At 43.2% G+C, this 15846-nt stretch carries 11 protein-coding genes; 2 read left to right on the plus strand and 9 right to left on the minus strand.

What is annotated here, in order from left to right; genetic code table 11:
* Window positions 1–100 precede the first annotated feature (100 nt).
* The 8 genes from KFT32_RS15370 to KFT32_RS15405 all read right to left on the minus strand — a co-directional run bounded on the left by KFT32_RS15370 (window position 101) and on the right by KFT32_RS15405 (window position 13106).
* Window positions 101–1909, minus strand: coding sequence for a glycoside hydrolase family 35 protein (locus KFT32_RS15370; protein ID WP_211748105.1), 1809 nt, complete (start codon window positions 1907–1909; stop codon window positions 101–103).
* A 123-nt stretch (window positions 1910–2032) separates the two neighbouring features.
* Window positions 2033–3406 carry an ABC transporter substrate-binding protein gene (locus tag KFT32_RS15375; RefSeq protein ID WP_211748106.1) on the minus strand — a complete coding sequence of 458 codons (1374 nt, stop codon included), beginning with the start codon at window positions 3404–3406 and terminating at the stop codon, window positions 2033–2035.
* A gap of 164 nt (window positions 3407–3570) precedes the next feature.
* The gene (locus KFT32_RS15380) at window positions 3571–4407 is read right to left on the minus strand and encodes a carbohydrate ABC transporter permease (protein ID WP_211748107.1); all 837 of its coding nucleotides are present in this window, start codon (window positions 4405–4407) and stop codon (window positions 3571–3573) included.
* Between the two features lie 18 nt (window positions 4408–4425).
* A complete protein-coding gene (locus tag KFT32_RS15385) occupies window positions 4426–5355 on the minus strand; it encodes a carbohydrate ABC transporter permease (protein WP_349304914.1) in 930 nt (309 codons plus the stop codon).
* 259 nt (window positions 5356–5614) lie between these two features.
* Entirely contained in the window at window positions 5615–7204 is a 1590-nt protein-coding gene (locus tag KFT32_RS15390; RefSeq protein ID WP_211748108.1) for a response regulator transcription factor, read from the minus strand.
* The gene (locus KFT32_RS27600) at window positions 7197–8915 is read right to left on the minus strand and encodes a sensor histidine kinase (RefSeq protein WP_211748109.1); all 1719 of its coding nucleotides are present in this window, start codon (window positions 8913–8915) and stop codon (window positions 7197–7199) included. The genes KFT32_RS15390 and KFT32_RS27600 overlap by 8 nt, the downstream gene beginning before the upstream one ends.
* 134 nt (window positions 8916–9049) lie before the next feature.
* Entirely contained in the window at window positions 9050–10180 is a 1131-nt protein-coding gene (locus KFT32_RS15400) for a glycoside hydrolase family 88 protein (RefSeq protein WP_211748110.1), read from the minus strand.
* Between the two features lie 181 nt (window positions 10181–10361).
* Window positions 10362–13106, minus strand: coding sequence for a stalk domain-containing protein (locus KFT32_RS15405; RefSeq protein ID WP_211748111.1), 2745 nt, complete (start codon window positions 13104–13106; stop codon window positions 10362–10364).
* 447 nt (window positions 13107–13553) lie between these two features.
* On the opposite strand from KFT32_RS15405, the gene KFT32_RS15410 reads away from it, so the two are divergent.
* On the plus strand, window positions 13554–13937 hold the full coding sequence (locus KFT32_RS15410; RefSeq protein ID WP_211748112.1) for a VOC family protein: 384 nt from the start codon (window positions 13554–13556) through the stop codon (window positions 13935–13937).
* Window positions 13938–14031: 94 nt separating this feature from the next.
* Here KFT32_RS15410 and ilvA read toward each other — a convergent pair whose 3' ends face one another.
* Window positions 14032–15312, minus strand: a complete 1281-nt coding sequence (gene ilvA / locus KFT32_RS15415; RefSeq protein ID WP_211748113.1) for a threonine ammonia-lyase IlvA — start codon at window positions 15310–15312, stop codon at window positions 14032–14034.
* Window positions 15313–15530: 218 nt separating this feature from the next.
* On the opposite strand from ilvA, the gene KFT32_RS15420 reads away from it, so the two are divergent.
* Complete coding sequence (locus KFT32_RS15420; RefSeq protein WP_211748114.1) at window positions 15531–15815, plus strand: DUF4176 domain-containing protein; 285 nt, start codon at window positions 15531–15533, stop codon at window positions 15813–15815.
* The last annotated feature ends 31 nt before the right edge of the window (window positions 15816–15846 follow it).

The raw sequence follows: 15846 nt of genomic DNA on the forward strand, positions 1-15846 counted from the left end.
GTTCATTACATTATCCAATAGAAGATGAACGTAAAAAAGACAGCCCTTTGTCACAAGCAGTGACCTATACTAGGGCTGTCCTTTGTTATTTTGGGATCGGTTACACCAATTGATCTTCTTGTTCCTGAACAAAGTTAAGTACACTCTCATCCATTACAGCTGTGTTCCCCAGATCAGGCACATCCGTAAGCGTGACCGTTGCATCCTCAGGACATTGTTCCAGCTCAAACACCACAATTTCATTCACACCTTGGCGCAGCAGAGGTCCGGGGATATATAAGGCACGCTGCGGTCCTGCTTCATAATATCTTCCTAGATTAAAGCCATTGATCCATACTACCCCCTTCTTCCATCCATCTAGACGAAGAAAGGTATCTCCAATGTCCTCTATATCCAAATAACCACGATGAAATGCCGGTTGGCCTATGTTCATGAGTTCTCCGTATTGTAAGCTCGCTACCGACTGTGGCGTAAGGGGCAATGTTCTTATTGTCCAATCGTACTGGAACTGATTATCGATTCGAACGCCTTCTGTAATTCCTTTCGCATCCCTCAGCATCGGTCCATAATTCACGCGCCCCATATTCTCTACCAGAATATCGAGCCTACCACCTTCCTTAGGTACATGAATCGGAAGCGGCTGCGGGTTCCAACGCTCTATCGTTCCGAGTAGTTCCCCGTTCAGATATACCTGAGCACGGTCACGAACTTCTTGTAAGTATAGCTTTTGTCCATGTCTTGGACCTTTAAGTTCTGTAGAATACATAATAAAGCCATAAGACTGACCCAGCTTTTCCATAGGCTGTACTGAGGTCTGCTGAACCGGTACCGAGAGCTGATCTAACTGGCTGAACAATGGACTGCACTCTTGTAAGCTGACTTTGCCGTAGGCTATTTTCGGAGTAGGTGCTGGCAGCTCACATCCTGGCTCAATTCCATGTTTCTCAAAAACCTGACGCACCGCCTCGTATTTCTCCGTCACGTCCCCCCATTCCGTCAAAGGTGCATCGTAGTCATAACTGGTAATGGTAGGTTCATAGGTTTCACCGTAGTTGGCGCCATTATAAAAGCCGAAGTTTGTTCCTCCATGGAACATGTACATATTAACGGAAGCTCCAGCGGAAAGGATCTCATCCAGTACCGTTGCAACATCGGATGCATCCCTTACATGATGGGGTTTCATCCAGTGATCAAACCATCCGTTCCAATATTCCATGACCATGAGCGGATCGTCTTGCCTGTGTTCTCGAAACTTTGCAAAGGAATCCGATACACGCGAACCAAAATTCACAGTTGCATGCACGTCCGTTAAGGTTCCGCCGATCAGCATTTCATCGGTAGGGCCATCGGAAGTAAACAGCAGTACGTTCATTCCCCTTGAAATAAGACCTTCTCGTAAATATGTAAGATACGCGGTATCATTGCCATAACTTCCATATTCATTCTCTACTTGGACCGCAATGATCGGTCCTCCGTTTGTCGAGAGGAGAGGAGCGAGTCTTGGAATGAGTTCATCATAATATCGATCTACCTTAGCTAGGTACTGCTTATCCATGCAGCGTAGCTGCATTTCACTCTCCAGAAGCCATGCGGGAAGTCCGCCAAATTCCCACTCAGCACAAATATAAGGGGACGGCCGAACAATAACGTGTAGTCCTATTTCACCAGCTAACTGAATAAAACGTTCGATATTAGCCATTCCTTCAAAGTCAAACCGGCCTTCCTCTGCCTCGTGAAAGTTCCATGGAATATAGGTTTCTACTGTATTAAAGCCACATGCCTTTAATTTTTGCAGCCTGTCCTGCCAGTACGCGGGAACAACACGAAAATAATGGATTGCTCCTGACAGGATACGAAAAGGCTTTCCATCCAGTTCATATTGCCCTTTGCTAATGGTAAGAATGCTCATCTTGTCCTTCCTCCCTCTCTCATCAGACACAAGTTCATCTTAACTATCGTAATATAACTTCCATATAAATCCAAGAAAAAAAGCTTTGAAGCAGCCATGATGTCCGCTTCAAAGCCACTTATTTTACTTTGTTTCCTTTTCATCAATAACTTTGGCAGCTTCATCTGCCATCCATTTCTGTACATCTTCGATAGGTTCATTGCTTAGCATGAATTTACTGAACCCGTCATCGATAATCTTTGTCAGATCTGAACCACTGACAGTGACGACGTCGGAAGCATCGAGGTATTTGATGTCTGGGCCAAACAACGTATTTTTAAGGGAATCTACATCGTACAGCTCTGTGTTTTTGCCAATCATACGTTCAAGAACTTTATCTTTATCTGATTTCTTCCATCCGGAGAATTCCATCCTTGCATCGGAATCTGCTGTCGTCATAAATCTCATGAGTTTATAGGACTCTTCTTTATGCTTCGATGTGGAGCCCATGAACAGTTGATTTCCGCCGACAAAGTATTTACCGTCCTCATATTCTTTAGGCAACGCACTTGCAGGAGGTAACGGAATCGGAGCAAATGCTGTCGTGAATTCATGCGGATATTCATCCGTTTTACCCGGATCTGGAATCATAAAACTTCCTGACATGATCATAGCTGCATCGCCGCTAAAAAATTCACTGCGATAGTTCAGTTTTGCAGCGAGTACATCCGCGTATGGTTTAGCCGATTGATCCTGTGTCTCCATGTCTTTACGCAGCTGGAAGAAATATTTATAAGTGGGGTCTGTTAAAATTGTTGTTCCATCACTATATCGGTATGGATCTTTCATAACGGTTTGCGCAGGACCGTTCATATACAGCTCCCAAGTATGAAAATACGTTCCGTACTGCTTGTCGACGCCTTCCCCTTTGGTCAACTTCTTCGCATAATCGCGGTAATCATCCCACGTCCATCCATAGGTTGGGACCGGTAAACCTGCTTCGTCCAGTGCATCTTTGTTTAGTAAGATGAACTGGTACCCTGCTGTCATCTGCATTCCGTAATATTTGTCATCCACTTTGGGATTTACATAGTATTCATCTTCAGGCACGATGCCTTCTGCTTCATAGAATTCATTCAGTGGTGCGAGTGCCCCTCTTGCTGCTCTTTCTACAATCCCTCCCGCACTCGGGAGATTCACAACGTCAACAGCTTCCCCGGATGAGATTAGAAAATCGAGCTTCTTCATCATTTCAACTGAATTACCAGGTACGAGTACGACATGCTCTACTTTGATGCCAGGATTCTTCTCCTCAAACTCTCGAAGCATGGCATCCGTAGCTCCTTCCTGATCAGCATTATCCCAGTTGTAGTACTTGATTGTGACTTCTCCGGAATTTTTATCACCGCTTGCGCCTTCTTTACCTGAGTCAGTTCCACCGCAACCACTGAGTGCCGTAACCATCGCAAGCGTCAAACACATCGATGCAGCCAAGTTCATCTTCCATTTTTTTCTCATTCTTGGGGCCCCCTCAATTTAAGAAGATCTGTTGTCTATCTACAAACTGATTATAAAAAAATTCGCTAAATGGAGAGTGCAATATTTTGAGGTGTCAGGTACACTTTTTACACCTTTTATAAATTCCGTAGTTGACTCATCTTTTTCCGTTTGCTAACTGCAGATTATCCCTTTACTCCGCCAAGCGCGATCCCGTTTATAACCTGCTTCTGTAGCACGACAAAGACAATCAGCAGTGGAATAATGGCAGATAGAGAAGCCATCATCATGATCGCATCATTGGTTGTATAGTCATCACGGAACAGCGTCATCCCCAGCGGAATCGTGTAGAGCTCTTTGGATTGCAGAAAAATGAGCGGATTTTGATAATCATTCCATGACCAGATGAACTTGATAATTGCTACCGTAGCAATGACGGGACGGCATAGCGGCACCATAATCGAGAAAAAGGTTCGCAAATGACCTGCACCATCCATTCTCGCTGCTTCCAAATACTCATCACTAATTCCCATCATGAATTGACGTAGTAAGAATGTGAAATAAATCGAGAACATGCTCATAAAAATCAGCGCAAAATGCGTATCGTATAAACCCATCCACCGAATTAGCATAAACCGCGGAATCAAGGTCGCTTGATCCGGAATAATCATAAAGGACAGCAAGAGAATAAACACGATGTTCCTTCCCTTAAATTTCAGCTTCGTAAACGAGTACGCCGCCATGGTCGATATAATTAAAGTAATCAAAGTAACAATGACCGCTATCTTCACCGAGTTAAAATAGATCTGGAGAAACGGTACATTTCCCATCCATACCGCTTTAAAATTGTTTAATCCATTAAATGACTCTGGAATCCATTGAATAGGGAAACGCATTACATCCCGCTCGTACTTCAAAGCAGATGAAATCATCCATATAAACGGAATTAGAAAGAGTATCGATAACGCACCCATAAGCGTGGTCATTATTATTTTTGTCAGGTTTTTGCGGATCGTTAGCATTGATCTTCTTCTCCTTCCTTAGAGGGGCTCCTCATTTCTCATCTTCCAAGTGGCAGCCGTAATCACGCCGATAATGATAAACAGAAGCCAGGAGATAGCCGAAGCATATCCCATGTTGTAGTTTACAAACCCTTCTTCATAAATGCGGAACACGATAACGGTTGATGAGTTGTTCGGTCCCCCTTCTGTCAGATAGGAGATGATATCGAACACTTTAAAGGAACCAATGAGCATCGTAATGAGCAAGAAAAAGGTAGTGGAACGAAGCAATGGTACAGTAATTTTAAAAAACTTAGTCAGCCCATTTGCACCATCAATCTCAGCTGCTTCATAGAGTTCATTCGATATGCTGGTAAGTCCAGCCATATAAATAATGATCGTATACCCGAGTCCTGCCCAAGCCGTGATAATGGCAATCGACAGCAGTGAGGTTTTCGGATCAACAAGCCATTTGGGAGGATTGCTGAATCCAAGGTCCATTAAAAATTGGTTGATGGGTCCAAGGGAAGGGTGGAATAATGCACTCCACACGGCAGCGATCGCAATAATGGAGGAGATATAAGGAATGAAAAATACAACTTTGAAATAGTCTTTGAAAAATACGGAGTTGTGGATAAGGACGGACAGTATTAAAGCAATGGCAATCGGAACCGGGACGGTGATGATTGTATAGATCAGATTGTTCTTCAAAGCCTGAATGATCGCAGGGTCTTGGAACATTTTGATATAATTTCCGATACCAATAAACTCAATGCCAGATATCCCCGATAACAGATTCCACGAAGTGAAACTAAGATATAGAGAAAATCCGAGTGCAAATACATTTAGTAACAGCATTCCTATTAGTTCTGGAGCAAGAAATAACCAGCCTACCAAAGCTTCCCTGCGTTTAGGAGTCCAGAATTTTCGGGCAATTTTTGTCTTTTTCACGGACAAGTTTGGTCTCACAGTCTGCAAGTTGGATCACCTCAACCTTTGAATGAAATAGGAGATTTGCCGAGTAACCTTGGTTAAGGTTCCCCTCACGCAAATCACGGAGTTGATTACATATCCTTATCTTACTTTGATCCTGCCCTTTGAGCCGGATGGATTCTGACCTCGTATAAGTAATATTTTGACTTTTTTATATACACAAAAAAGCTCACCGACACTGAGAAATGACACTCTCTCAGTACAGGTGAGAACCAACCCTTATGATGGTATGAGGTTAACTTACATAATGTTTTCTCTTATATTCACTTGGCGTCATCCCAACGTATTTCTTGAATACTTTAGAAAAATAAGTGCGATCTGAATATCCGAGCCCAATCGCCAGCGATTCCAGTGTCTGACCTGAGGTCTTCATCATTTTGGCAGCGATTTTCATTTTGTATTCATGAACATAATCTGTAAAATTCACTCCGGTTAATCGTTTAAAGTACCTTGAGAAATAGCTTGAATTCAAATACAGATACCTAGCCATATCGATAGAGGTTATATTCTCAGATAGATGGTTGTCGATAAACTCCTGAATGACCTGAAGCTTCGGCTCTTGTGTCTTTAGCCCGGTACTTTGCTGCCGATTCCTCATAGTATACAAGAGCAGTGTTTGAGACAGCTCCATGACGTCGTGACAACTTTGAGCGGAAGCAAGATAGCTGTACATCGACTCGTCTTGCTTTTTTCTGGAGAACATCAAGTCTACACCGCGCAGCACAACGGTCATCTCATGAACCAGATCTCTTGGTTCAATCCGTTTGTCTTGTGCGATACTTTTCATAGAAGATACGATCTGGTGGATCGCTTCAGCATCATTTTTAAGTATGGCTAGTTCCAGTTCCGATTTCCAAGTATCAAACATCCCTTGTGATGCAGGATAGAATACTTCTTCCGCATCCAGGGACAAATCGCTAATCACTAGATTTCCACTCTTATTCTTATAAAAGCCACTCTTCTGCTTCACATATTGACGATGACAGATCCCAATAGATTCTAATCCGATTCTATCATTTATGGTCACCGTACTTAATTGAATTCTGAGGAAATGTTCACATCTTGAACGAAGCTCATCCATATACTGCTGAAAATATAGATAGGTATGGTTCGCTAGATTCAGTCTGTAATTGTACAGAATGACCAGATTGTTCTTCTGCACAAACGGTGTAATGCCTTCGTATGCCGTTGTCAGTTCCAAGGCTATGTTATAGATTGCATAAGATATAAGAGGCAGATCGCTGTAGGTATAGATCTGCTCGTAAGCAGCGTAGCGAATATCTACCACAGCCATCATGAAATAAGGATGTCGCCATGTAATACCAAGCTCTGCGGCATATTCCACTGTGGAATCGAGTTTGACTCCTTCTATGACACGGGCGATCAAATCTTGTCTGAACAATAGTTCATTCGACTTGGCCCTTTCCGCAGTCATAGCAGTGCCCTTGGTATGAAGTTCACGAATCGCTTTCTTCAGGCTTCGCTCCAGCTGTTCTTGGGACAGCTGATCTTTTAGCAAATAATCATCTGCACTTAGTTTAATCGCTGCTTGAGCATATCCAAAATCTTCATGACAGGTCAGAAAAATGATCCTCGTATCTGGTTTAAGACTCATAAAGGACGCGGCTAGATCAATACCGTTTTTCTGAGGCAGGCCAATATCCGTAATCACGATATCCGGCCAAATCTCTTGAAACATATGTAATGCCTTAGCACTGGAATAGGTGGCGCCGGCAATTTGTAACTTTAAAGTCTCCCAATCAATCATTTGTTGAAGTACTTTGAGCATAGGGACGTCATCATCAATTAGCATCACTTTATGCATAAAGCGTACCCTCCGTTTTAGAAGTCACTCCATCCTGTACAGGAATCTGAATTACCGTCGTTATTCCACCATAGAGATTCGATTGCAAGGACATGATGGCATTCGGGCCGTAATATAAACGCAGTCTCTGAGATACATTCACGAGACCCACTCGCTCATAAGAGCTGTGATCCCTGCTCGCTTGGAGTCTAGTGTTCAGCCTCTCTCGCTCCAGATCCTCCATACCACATCCGTTATCTTCAATCTCAATCACGATCAAATTGTGCTCGCGTCTCGCCTGAATATGAATACATGCATCAGGCTGATCCAGCAGTCCATGTACAACTGCATTCTCAATCAGCGGCTGCATAAGCAATTTTGGAATGATCACACTTCGCACATCATCATCCAGTTCTATGTCGAGTTCAATGGGGATATCGTTTCTCACTTGCATAATTTCGATATAATGCTCTAGCAAATCACATTCCTCTTGAATCGTCGTTGGCTCCCCAACCTTTAGATAGGCACGAAGCAAACTCATTAATGAATCGACTACCCCGCTGTGAAAATGATCTTTCTGCAAAATCAGACTGCATTTAATCGAGTTTAGTGTATTCATAAGAAAATGGGGCCGAATTTGCATCACGAGTGCATCCATTTCCATTACTCGCTTCTCTTCTTGTTCCTGCTTAATGTCATGGACTAGATGCTCAAGCTGGTCCAGCATTGTGTTTAAGGTATGACTGAGTTCTGCCATATCATCTTTGCCTTTGATCTCAAGTCTTACGCTAAGATTTCCATGTCCAAACTGCCGAACGACACGCTTTAGCTTCTGCACTGGGCTGTGTAATCTTTTGGCAATGTACATGGAAGAAATTGAGAAGATAATCATGAACAGAAGGACGCAGGCAATGCCAATGTAAAATGTAGCTGAGATTTTTCCGGTAAACGCTTGTTTGCTTGCTTCATACACGAGGTTCCAGTCTGTTCTGTCCAAAGCAACCTCAGTACGCAGATTTTTCTCATCCGTGCTTAACATCGTAGGATTGAGTTCTGTACTTCCAGCAATCCGGTTCCCTTTTGCATCAAACAAGGCTACTTTGCCAAACTCTATAGGAGCAAATAGCTCTTCAAAATAAGCCTCAGAGATACCAATAAACAGAACAGATAAATATTCATCTTCCTTACTGTCTTGAATGATTCTTGAAATATAGTAGGTTCCTTTTCCTTGGCCATTTCTAACCATCCCAAGCCACTGAAGCGTTTCCGGCTCGTTATACCGAATCTGATCAAAGAGGTAATCCAGATCACCTCTGATCAGATTCGGATCATTCTCGTCTGAGGAAATAACGAACTGTTCCCGATTTACAAGATACATCCGAATGTTGTTGTTCAGTGGCTTGGAGTTAATGAGTGAAAACACCCCTTTAATATTGCTGAACTGGGTGTAGTCATCGTAATTGTTCAAACGACTGGTATTCGCAAAGTTTCTTAGATAAGTACGGAAATTGGAATCATTCACAATAAAATGGCTGGCAAAAGCAACATCATCGATCGTTTTTCCAAGCTCATTCACCATAACATTCAGAAAGTTGTTATTCGTTAGCTGAAGCTTCTCAACCATTGTCTGCTTAATGAGTACAAAAGAGATCACCGATACGGCGATAATGGGCACGATAATGAATAATAGAAAGGATAGCTGTATTCTGCGGTAATAAGTTAATCTGAACACCACGGTTCCTCCTCTGTTCTGCTGCTCCATGCCATCAAGGGAAATGCCTCACATCAATTAAAGGACCTGAAATGGTGCTTCTGGTGCCGATCTGTATCTAATCTCTCTATCGATTCTCGGGTATCTCTTTTACTCTAATTACGTTCATACCAATATCCTGTAGTACCTCTCTCCATACGAAGAAGTGCCTCCAGATAGAAGTAATCCCCCCAGATCATATAATCATCAGGAGATAATCCTCCCTGTACATGGTAAGACCCGTGCTTCAGCAACCCTTCTGCCTCTGGTTCTCCTATCGTCGAATAATGATCTACGAGCGAAGTCATAGAGACTTGTAGGTTTTCTTCAAAATAGGCTCTCTCTGGGTCCTCTTTATCCATGAGAGACAAGAGTTCAAGCAGACCTGCGCACGCAATGGCAGAAGCAGAGCTGTCCCGATAGGTCGACTCCGTAATCGGCGCATGGAAATCCCAATATGCCACATGATCTTCAGGCAAATGGTCGATGAAATACCTTGCTACACGTTTAGATGTTTCTAGGAATGCAGGATTCCCCGTATATCGATAGGAAAGCGCAAAACCGTAGATTCCCCAAGCTTGTCCCCGCGTCCACGTAGAACCATTCGTGTAGCCTTGATGGGTAGCCCCTCCAATCGGCTCGCCCGTTTCTGGCTCAAAAAAGAAAGTGTGATAGGAGCTGTCATCGCCTCTAACCAGATAACGTCTAGATTTTTCTGCCTGAGTGACCGCAGCTTCCTTATATTTCGGATCTCCTGTTTGTTCACTTGCCCAATAGAGTAGCGGAAGATTAAGCAAACAATCGATGATGATGCGGCCCTGTTCCTTCACATTGTCTGCTGTCCCCCAGGCTTGTATATATCCGCCTGGCTCACGCCACCGCCTCATTAACACATCTGCCGCTTGCAGGGTAAGCTGTTTCGCTTCCTCGTCTTTCTCCAAGATCCACTCGGCTTTGGAGGATAAGGAATATAGAAATCCAATATCATGATGATCCAGGACATGATGATGTTGAAGGCGCTCTCTAAAGCTATCAACCGTTTGATGAGCCGCCTGTCTAAAGCGCTCATCTTCTGAATACTCGTAGCAAAGCCACAGCATTCCTGACCAAAAACCGTTTGTCCAATCGTTGTTATCATTCAATTCATACTTACCATTTCGGCTCACATGAGGAAATTGACCTTTGAAACGGTCTATATTATGCAATGTTTTAGAGACTGCATCTTCAATCACTTTATTCCAATACATGGTTATACTCCTCCTTATTGCTAATTTTGGTCACCTTCATCATATCGAAAAGAAGGCCATAATCGATAGTAAAATTTACGCATCCATGTGCATAATTTTGACTTTTGAAATAAACAGACCTATAAATAAAAAAAGCCGGAACAATTGTTCCGGCTTTCGTACGTTTACAATGACGATTTCCTTATTTCGTATCTTCCTTTTTCTCTTCCTTCTTTGGTGAAATATCCTCCAGTACAATCGTGTCACTTGCTCGTGACAGGTTGTTTATCGTTGCCTTTTCCCCATCCGCTACTGAAAGAATAAAGAATCGGTAAGCAACACCGGGTTTCAGTGAACTTCCATCCGAATCAAGGGTATACGTATCTACAGTAACCGATTCATTTCGGCCTGATCTACTCACTGCCGTATATTGTGATCTTGGCAGGGCATTAGCTTGCTCCAAGGTAAACTGATCCGCAGCTGCTGCTTTTACAGCGATCACAGCATAGAATGAGAGCCCCTTTTCATCTCCTGCTTTATTAAAATTCACTTGCAGTGCTGGATTAACGTCCGGCTTGTTTTCTACCTTGGTAATATAAGCTTGATCTACCTGGACAGACGGTTGATTAAGTACAAAACTGCCTGATGCATCGGATAAGGCATTGACCGAACGCGAAGATCCATCTGCAAGCGATAAAACAAATGCTTTATAACTAGTTCCCGAAGCTAACTTATTACCGTTAATATCCTTCGTATTTTCAGTGAGCACCTGTGAAATATCTGTGCCCTTCTTGCCTACTGCCGTGTAATTGTTCGAAGCAACACGGTTCGCTGCAGAAAGATCAAAGCGGCTGGCTTCGTCTGCACGCACAAGCATAATTAGATAACGGGCAATTCCTGTTTCATCGGAAGCCTTTTGGAAAGAAATTGTTACGTCCCGTCCATCCCCGACATTTCCTTTAATACTCGCAGATACAGAAGAAACGGGTCTTACACTGCTTGCTGACAGCTGGATCGTAGATGAGGCAGAAGATAAAGCGTTTAGTTTGCTATCGCCACCGTTACTCACGGCAAGTACGAATACCCGGTAACTCACCCCGCTGCGGATCGCTGCTCCGTCTGTATCTCGTGCACCGGATGCAAGTGTAACCGACAGGTTTCCACCCGTTTTATTTACTCTTGTATATCGATCACTGCCTAAGCCATTTGCTCTGGATAGATCGAAGCTTCCTGCGTTACCAGACTTCACGACATATACGCGGTAATGATCAACACGTGATTCTTCAGACGATTTATTGAACGTAACCTGTAGATCACGGCCATCTCCGTAATCTTGAATATCATTTACTGCTACACTGCTCACCGGCTTCGTAACGGAGTTATTATTAAGGTTAATAAGAGCCGACGGGGCGGATAATAGGTTTCCATATCCCCCCTGTTGGTTGCCCATAGATGCTACAAAAATACGATAGCTTTCCCCTTCACGAACGGTGTAACCACTTGTATCTTTTAGATTCTGTGGCAAAGTAATCGTCTGATTTTTTCCATTCTTGGAGACGTCATAATAACTTCCGTTCGATACCCTATTCGCGTCGTTCATGGTGAATGCAGAGCTATTATTGTTACGAACAACGAAAATTCGATAAAAGCCTACTTTTGACTCATCCCCTGTCTTATTGAATGAGATCTGTAGATCACGGGCATCTCCATAGTCACTTCGGTCAGTTACCGATGTAATGGAAGGCGCTGTTAGTGTGCTGCCATCCAAAGTGAAGCTTGAAGATCCAGAAGACAGTTTATTCTGCTTGTCATTGGTATTCGTACTCGTCGAGAGAATAAAGAGCGTATAGGCTGTTCCATTTCGAATCAGGTCACCTGAGACATCTCTTGACGAAGATGTCAGTGTGGTGGTAACAACCGAACTACCTGACTTACTAATGACGGTTGAATAACTGCTAGAAGCACGGTTCGCTGCATTCAGATCGAAGGAAGCCGCATCTTTAGTTTTGACGATAAAAGCACGGTAGCTACTAATATCAGATGTAGTCCCCGGCTGCTTAAAGCTGATCTCAATATCCCGGCCGTCTCCGTTATTGGCAATATCTCGAGTACGCAGCTCAGTTGCTGCCTGAACCGCCGGTTTTGCTGTTAGCGTAATGGAATCTCTCGCTGAGGAAAGAACAGAAGCATAGTCCGATGCATCATTGCCAACAGTTAACACATAAACTTTATAAGTTACGCCAGTTCTTATCTTCTCTCCGCTTACATCACGTGTATTCTCACCAAGGGTTACACTTGCTGTGCCATTTCTTTTGCTTACTTGTGTGTAGTTGGCAGAAGTCGTATTCATCGCCGCATTAAGCGTAAAGTTACCTGCGTTTGTATCCTTGACTAGCATGACACGGTATTCGTATACTCCCCCCTCATTCTGAGAAGGGGTAAATTCAACTTTAATATCCCGGCCGTCTCCATATTGAGTGCCTACTTTAGTCGTCACCGTAGACGAAGACAGATCATCGCTTTTCGTAACGATATCCACACGTTTGGACTGAGAATTCCAATATACTTCTTCTCCCAAAGCTTCTGTCACGAAACGAATCGGTACCATCGTATTCCCCTTGATTACCGATGCAGGAACATCCAAGTACACCGTGCTTCCATTTATGTTCGCTGCCTTAGATCCCAACTTCAGGGATACCATCTGATCTCCTTTCGTTGCGGTCACCGTCTTCGTTTGATTGTTCCATACTACCTTTGCGTCCAGACCTTCAAAAATAGATCTCAGCGGAATAAGCACCCGAGCACCTTGCATGACAGGGGGTTGTGGGGCTGACAGTCTTTCATTATCGATGTAAATTTGTATGGTCGCCGCGGCATGAGATACAACAGGGGGTATACTTGCTGCAATTAAGGTAGCGATTACAGCCGTAGAAATCCATTTTTTCATATAAACTCCTCCAATATTTGGGTTATAAACTTAATTTGGGTATAGCAAACTTATAACGCAAAGTAATGGAATAAAGTTCCATATAAAAAGAGGAAACCAAAAATATATTTTTATTCTATCTTGGTTCTATTCCCTATCGAACGTGTGACAAACGGTTAATACATGCATATGCAGTCACTTTCAAGGATGCTCAATCGAGTTACTTACCTGAGAAATAGGCCTGTAACAACCGGCATTGCCGTTCTGAGCAGTGTAGCTCTACTTCTGACTGGTACAGGGATCGCAAATGCCCAAACAGCTCCTACGTGCATACGAGTTTATCGCCCAAAAACCGAACAATAACGAAAGCGAACAATTTACGATTTTACATTTTATTGATATAATGATAATAATTTCATTTAATGATACATAGTTTCATCATACGGAACATGCGAAGGAGTGAAATCAATGACCTATCATTATGTTGGGATTGATCACGTTCAGTTAGCCGCCCCTCCCGGATGCGAAACAGAGGCACGTCATTTTTACAGCGCAGTTCTTGGATTTATCGAAGTCCCCAAACCGGAAGCATTGCAAAAAAGAGGGGGCGTATGGTTTCAGTGTGGAAGTCATCAAGTACATATCGGCGTGCAATCCGATTTTACTCCAGCTACGAAAGCCCATCCCGCTTTTCATGTAAAACATATAGAAGCCCTGCGCAGCTCATTACTAGATCAAAGTATCTCCGTTATCCCAGATGATGCTCGTGATGATGAGGGAGTCATTCGGTTTTATATCCATGATCCCTTTGGTAATCGGATAGAGTTTATAGAGTGGGATAAACAGTTATAAAGCTGCTACACGTTACGTGAATAAAAACACACAAAAAACCCCCACAATATCTTTGGCGAATTGCGGGGGTTTTCTAAATCGTACTTCATTCTTTTTAGATTAGTAAATTAAATAAATTCTGGTCTTTATTTAGCTCGGTATATTGAATGTTCTTCGCCTTCATCCGCTCAACCAGCGGCTCATAATCTTCTTTGTTCAGCAGCTCAATGCCTACAAGGGCAGGGCCATTTTCTTTATCATTTTTCTTCGTATACTCGAATCTTGCAATATCATCGTCAGGACCGAGTACATCAGAGAGAAATTCACGAAGTGCGCCCGCACGCTGCGGAAAATTAATCATGAAGTAATGCTTAAGTCCTTCATAGATCAAAGAACGCTCCTTGATCTCTTGCATACGGTCAATGTCGTTATTACCGCCGCTGATGATACACACAACTTTTTTGCCTTGAATCTTGTCTTTATACTGTTCCAGTGCAGCCACCGCAAGAGAACCTGCTGGTTCAACGACGATCGCATTTTCGTTATACAGCTCCAGAATAGTAGTACAAGCCTTGCCTTCTGGAACCTTCACAATATCATCTAGTGTTTGGGTGCAAATTTCGTAGGTAAGATCTCCAACCCTTTTGACAGCTGCCCCATCTACAAACTTGTCGATGTGCTGAAGCGTAACGACTTGCTTCTGATCCATCGCTTCTGTCATGGAAGCTGCACCAAGAGGTTCGACACCAATTACCTGTGTCTCCGGATGCACTGTTTTCACATAGGTTCCGACTCCGGCTGCGAGACCACCGCCGCCAATCGTTACGAATACATAATCGGCAGGTCCGTGGAGGTCTTCCATCAGTTCCATCCCGATGGTCCCATTCCCTGCAATGATCTTCGGCTGATCAAAAGGGTGAATGAACGTAAGCTCCTGCTCATCTCGTACTCGCATAGCCGCTTCATAAGAATCATCATAGGTATCACCGGTCAAGATCACTTCAATGTTACTTCCGCCAAACCGTTTCACTTGTTTTACCTTCTGGTTTGGAGTTGTGCTGGGCATGAATATTTTGCCTTGAATTCCAAGGGCATTACATGAAAAAGCGACACCCTGTGCATGATTTCCTGCGCTTGCACAAACAATACCGCGTGCGCGTTCCTCGGAAGACAGATTTCGAATCATGTTATATGCACCACGAATTTTAAATGAACGAACGACTTGCAGGTCTTCTCTTTTCAGATAGACTTCACAATTGTACTTTGTGGATAACACGGCATCACGCTGGAGCGGCGTTCTTACGATAACCTCTCTCAGCACATGATGTGCTCTAACGATATCTTCCATTCCCACTACAGGGACAGTTCCATTATTAGGTGTCTCTACTGGTTTCATTTTCTCCCACACTCCGCTTGGTTTGGTCAGCTTTATGATGGCTGCACTTATTTCTATTTTATGTATTGTACCACTTTTAATCGGACGAGGGTCCCCTCATTTTGCGGATTTTCCGTAATTTTCATAAAAAAACTCCTTTTCACTATGCTCCCATTTTGCATACACTGCAAACCTGTGTTTAAATAAAAACAGTGTTTGAATGAGGAGGACAATAACCAATGTCGATTAATTACGAACAAGACTTACTGCCAATTGGCTCTGTCGTGCGCATCAAAGAATGGAAACAGAAGCTCATGATTTACGGTCGTTTGCAAAATGATACGGAATCTCAAAATACATGGGACTATGTAGCTTGCTACTATCCACACGGCAATCTAACTGAAGATTCCAATGCATTTTTTAATCATGAAGATATCAAAGACGTTATTTTCAAAGGTTTTGAAGATCATGAAGAAGTTGCTTTCCGTAAGATTCTGGCGGAAGCGATTAAAGAAGCACAGTAATCATAAACTGCGGCAATAACTGGCCCCCTGA

It is taken from the genome of Paenibacillus sp. Marseille-Q4541 (assembly GCF_018310695.1).
Lineage (GTDB): Bacteria > Bacillota > Bacilli > Paenibacillales > Paenibacillaceae > Paenibacillus.

Excerpts from the sequence above, each read along its gene's own strand:
- KFT32_RS15375 (WP_211748106.1), bottom strand. The coding sequence starts at position 3,406 with ATGAGAAAAAAATGGAAGATGAACTTGGCTGCATCGATGTGTTTGACG.
- KFT32_RS15420 (WP_211748114.1), top strand. The coding sequence starts at position 15,531 with ATGTCGATTAATTACGAACAAGACTTACTGCCAATTGGCTCTGTCGTG.
- KFT32_RS15410 (WP_211748112.1), top strand. The coding sequence starts at position 13,554 with ATGACCTATCATTATGTTGGGATTGATCACGTTCAGTTAGCCGCCCCT.
- KFT32_RS15405 (WP_211748111.1), bottom strand. The coding sequence starts at position 13,106 with ATGAAAAAATGGATTTCTACGGCTGTAATCGCTACCTTAATTGCAGCA.
- KFT32_RS15370 (WP_211748105.1), bottom strand. The coding sequence starts at position 1,909 with ATGAGCATTCTTACCATTAGCAAAGGGCAATATGAACTGGATGGAAAG.
- KFT32_RS15390 (WP_211748108.1), bottom strand. The coding sequence starts at position 7,204 with ATGCATAAAGTGATGCTAATTGATGATGACGTCCCTATGCTCAAAGTA.
- KFT32_RS15400 (WP_211748110.1), bottom strand. The coding sequence starts at position 10,180 with ATGTATTGGAATAAAGTGATTGAAGATGCAGTCTCTAAAACATTGCAT.
- ilvA (WP_211748113.1), bottom strand. The coding sequence starts at position 15,312 with ATGAAACCAGTAGAGACACCTAATAATGGAACTGTCCCTGTAGTGGGA.
- KFT32_RS15380 (WP_211748107.1), bottom strand. The coding sequence starts at position 4,407 with ATGCTAACGATCCGCAAAAACCTGACAAAAATAATAATGACCACGCTT.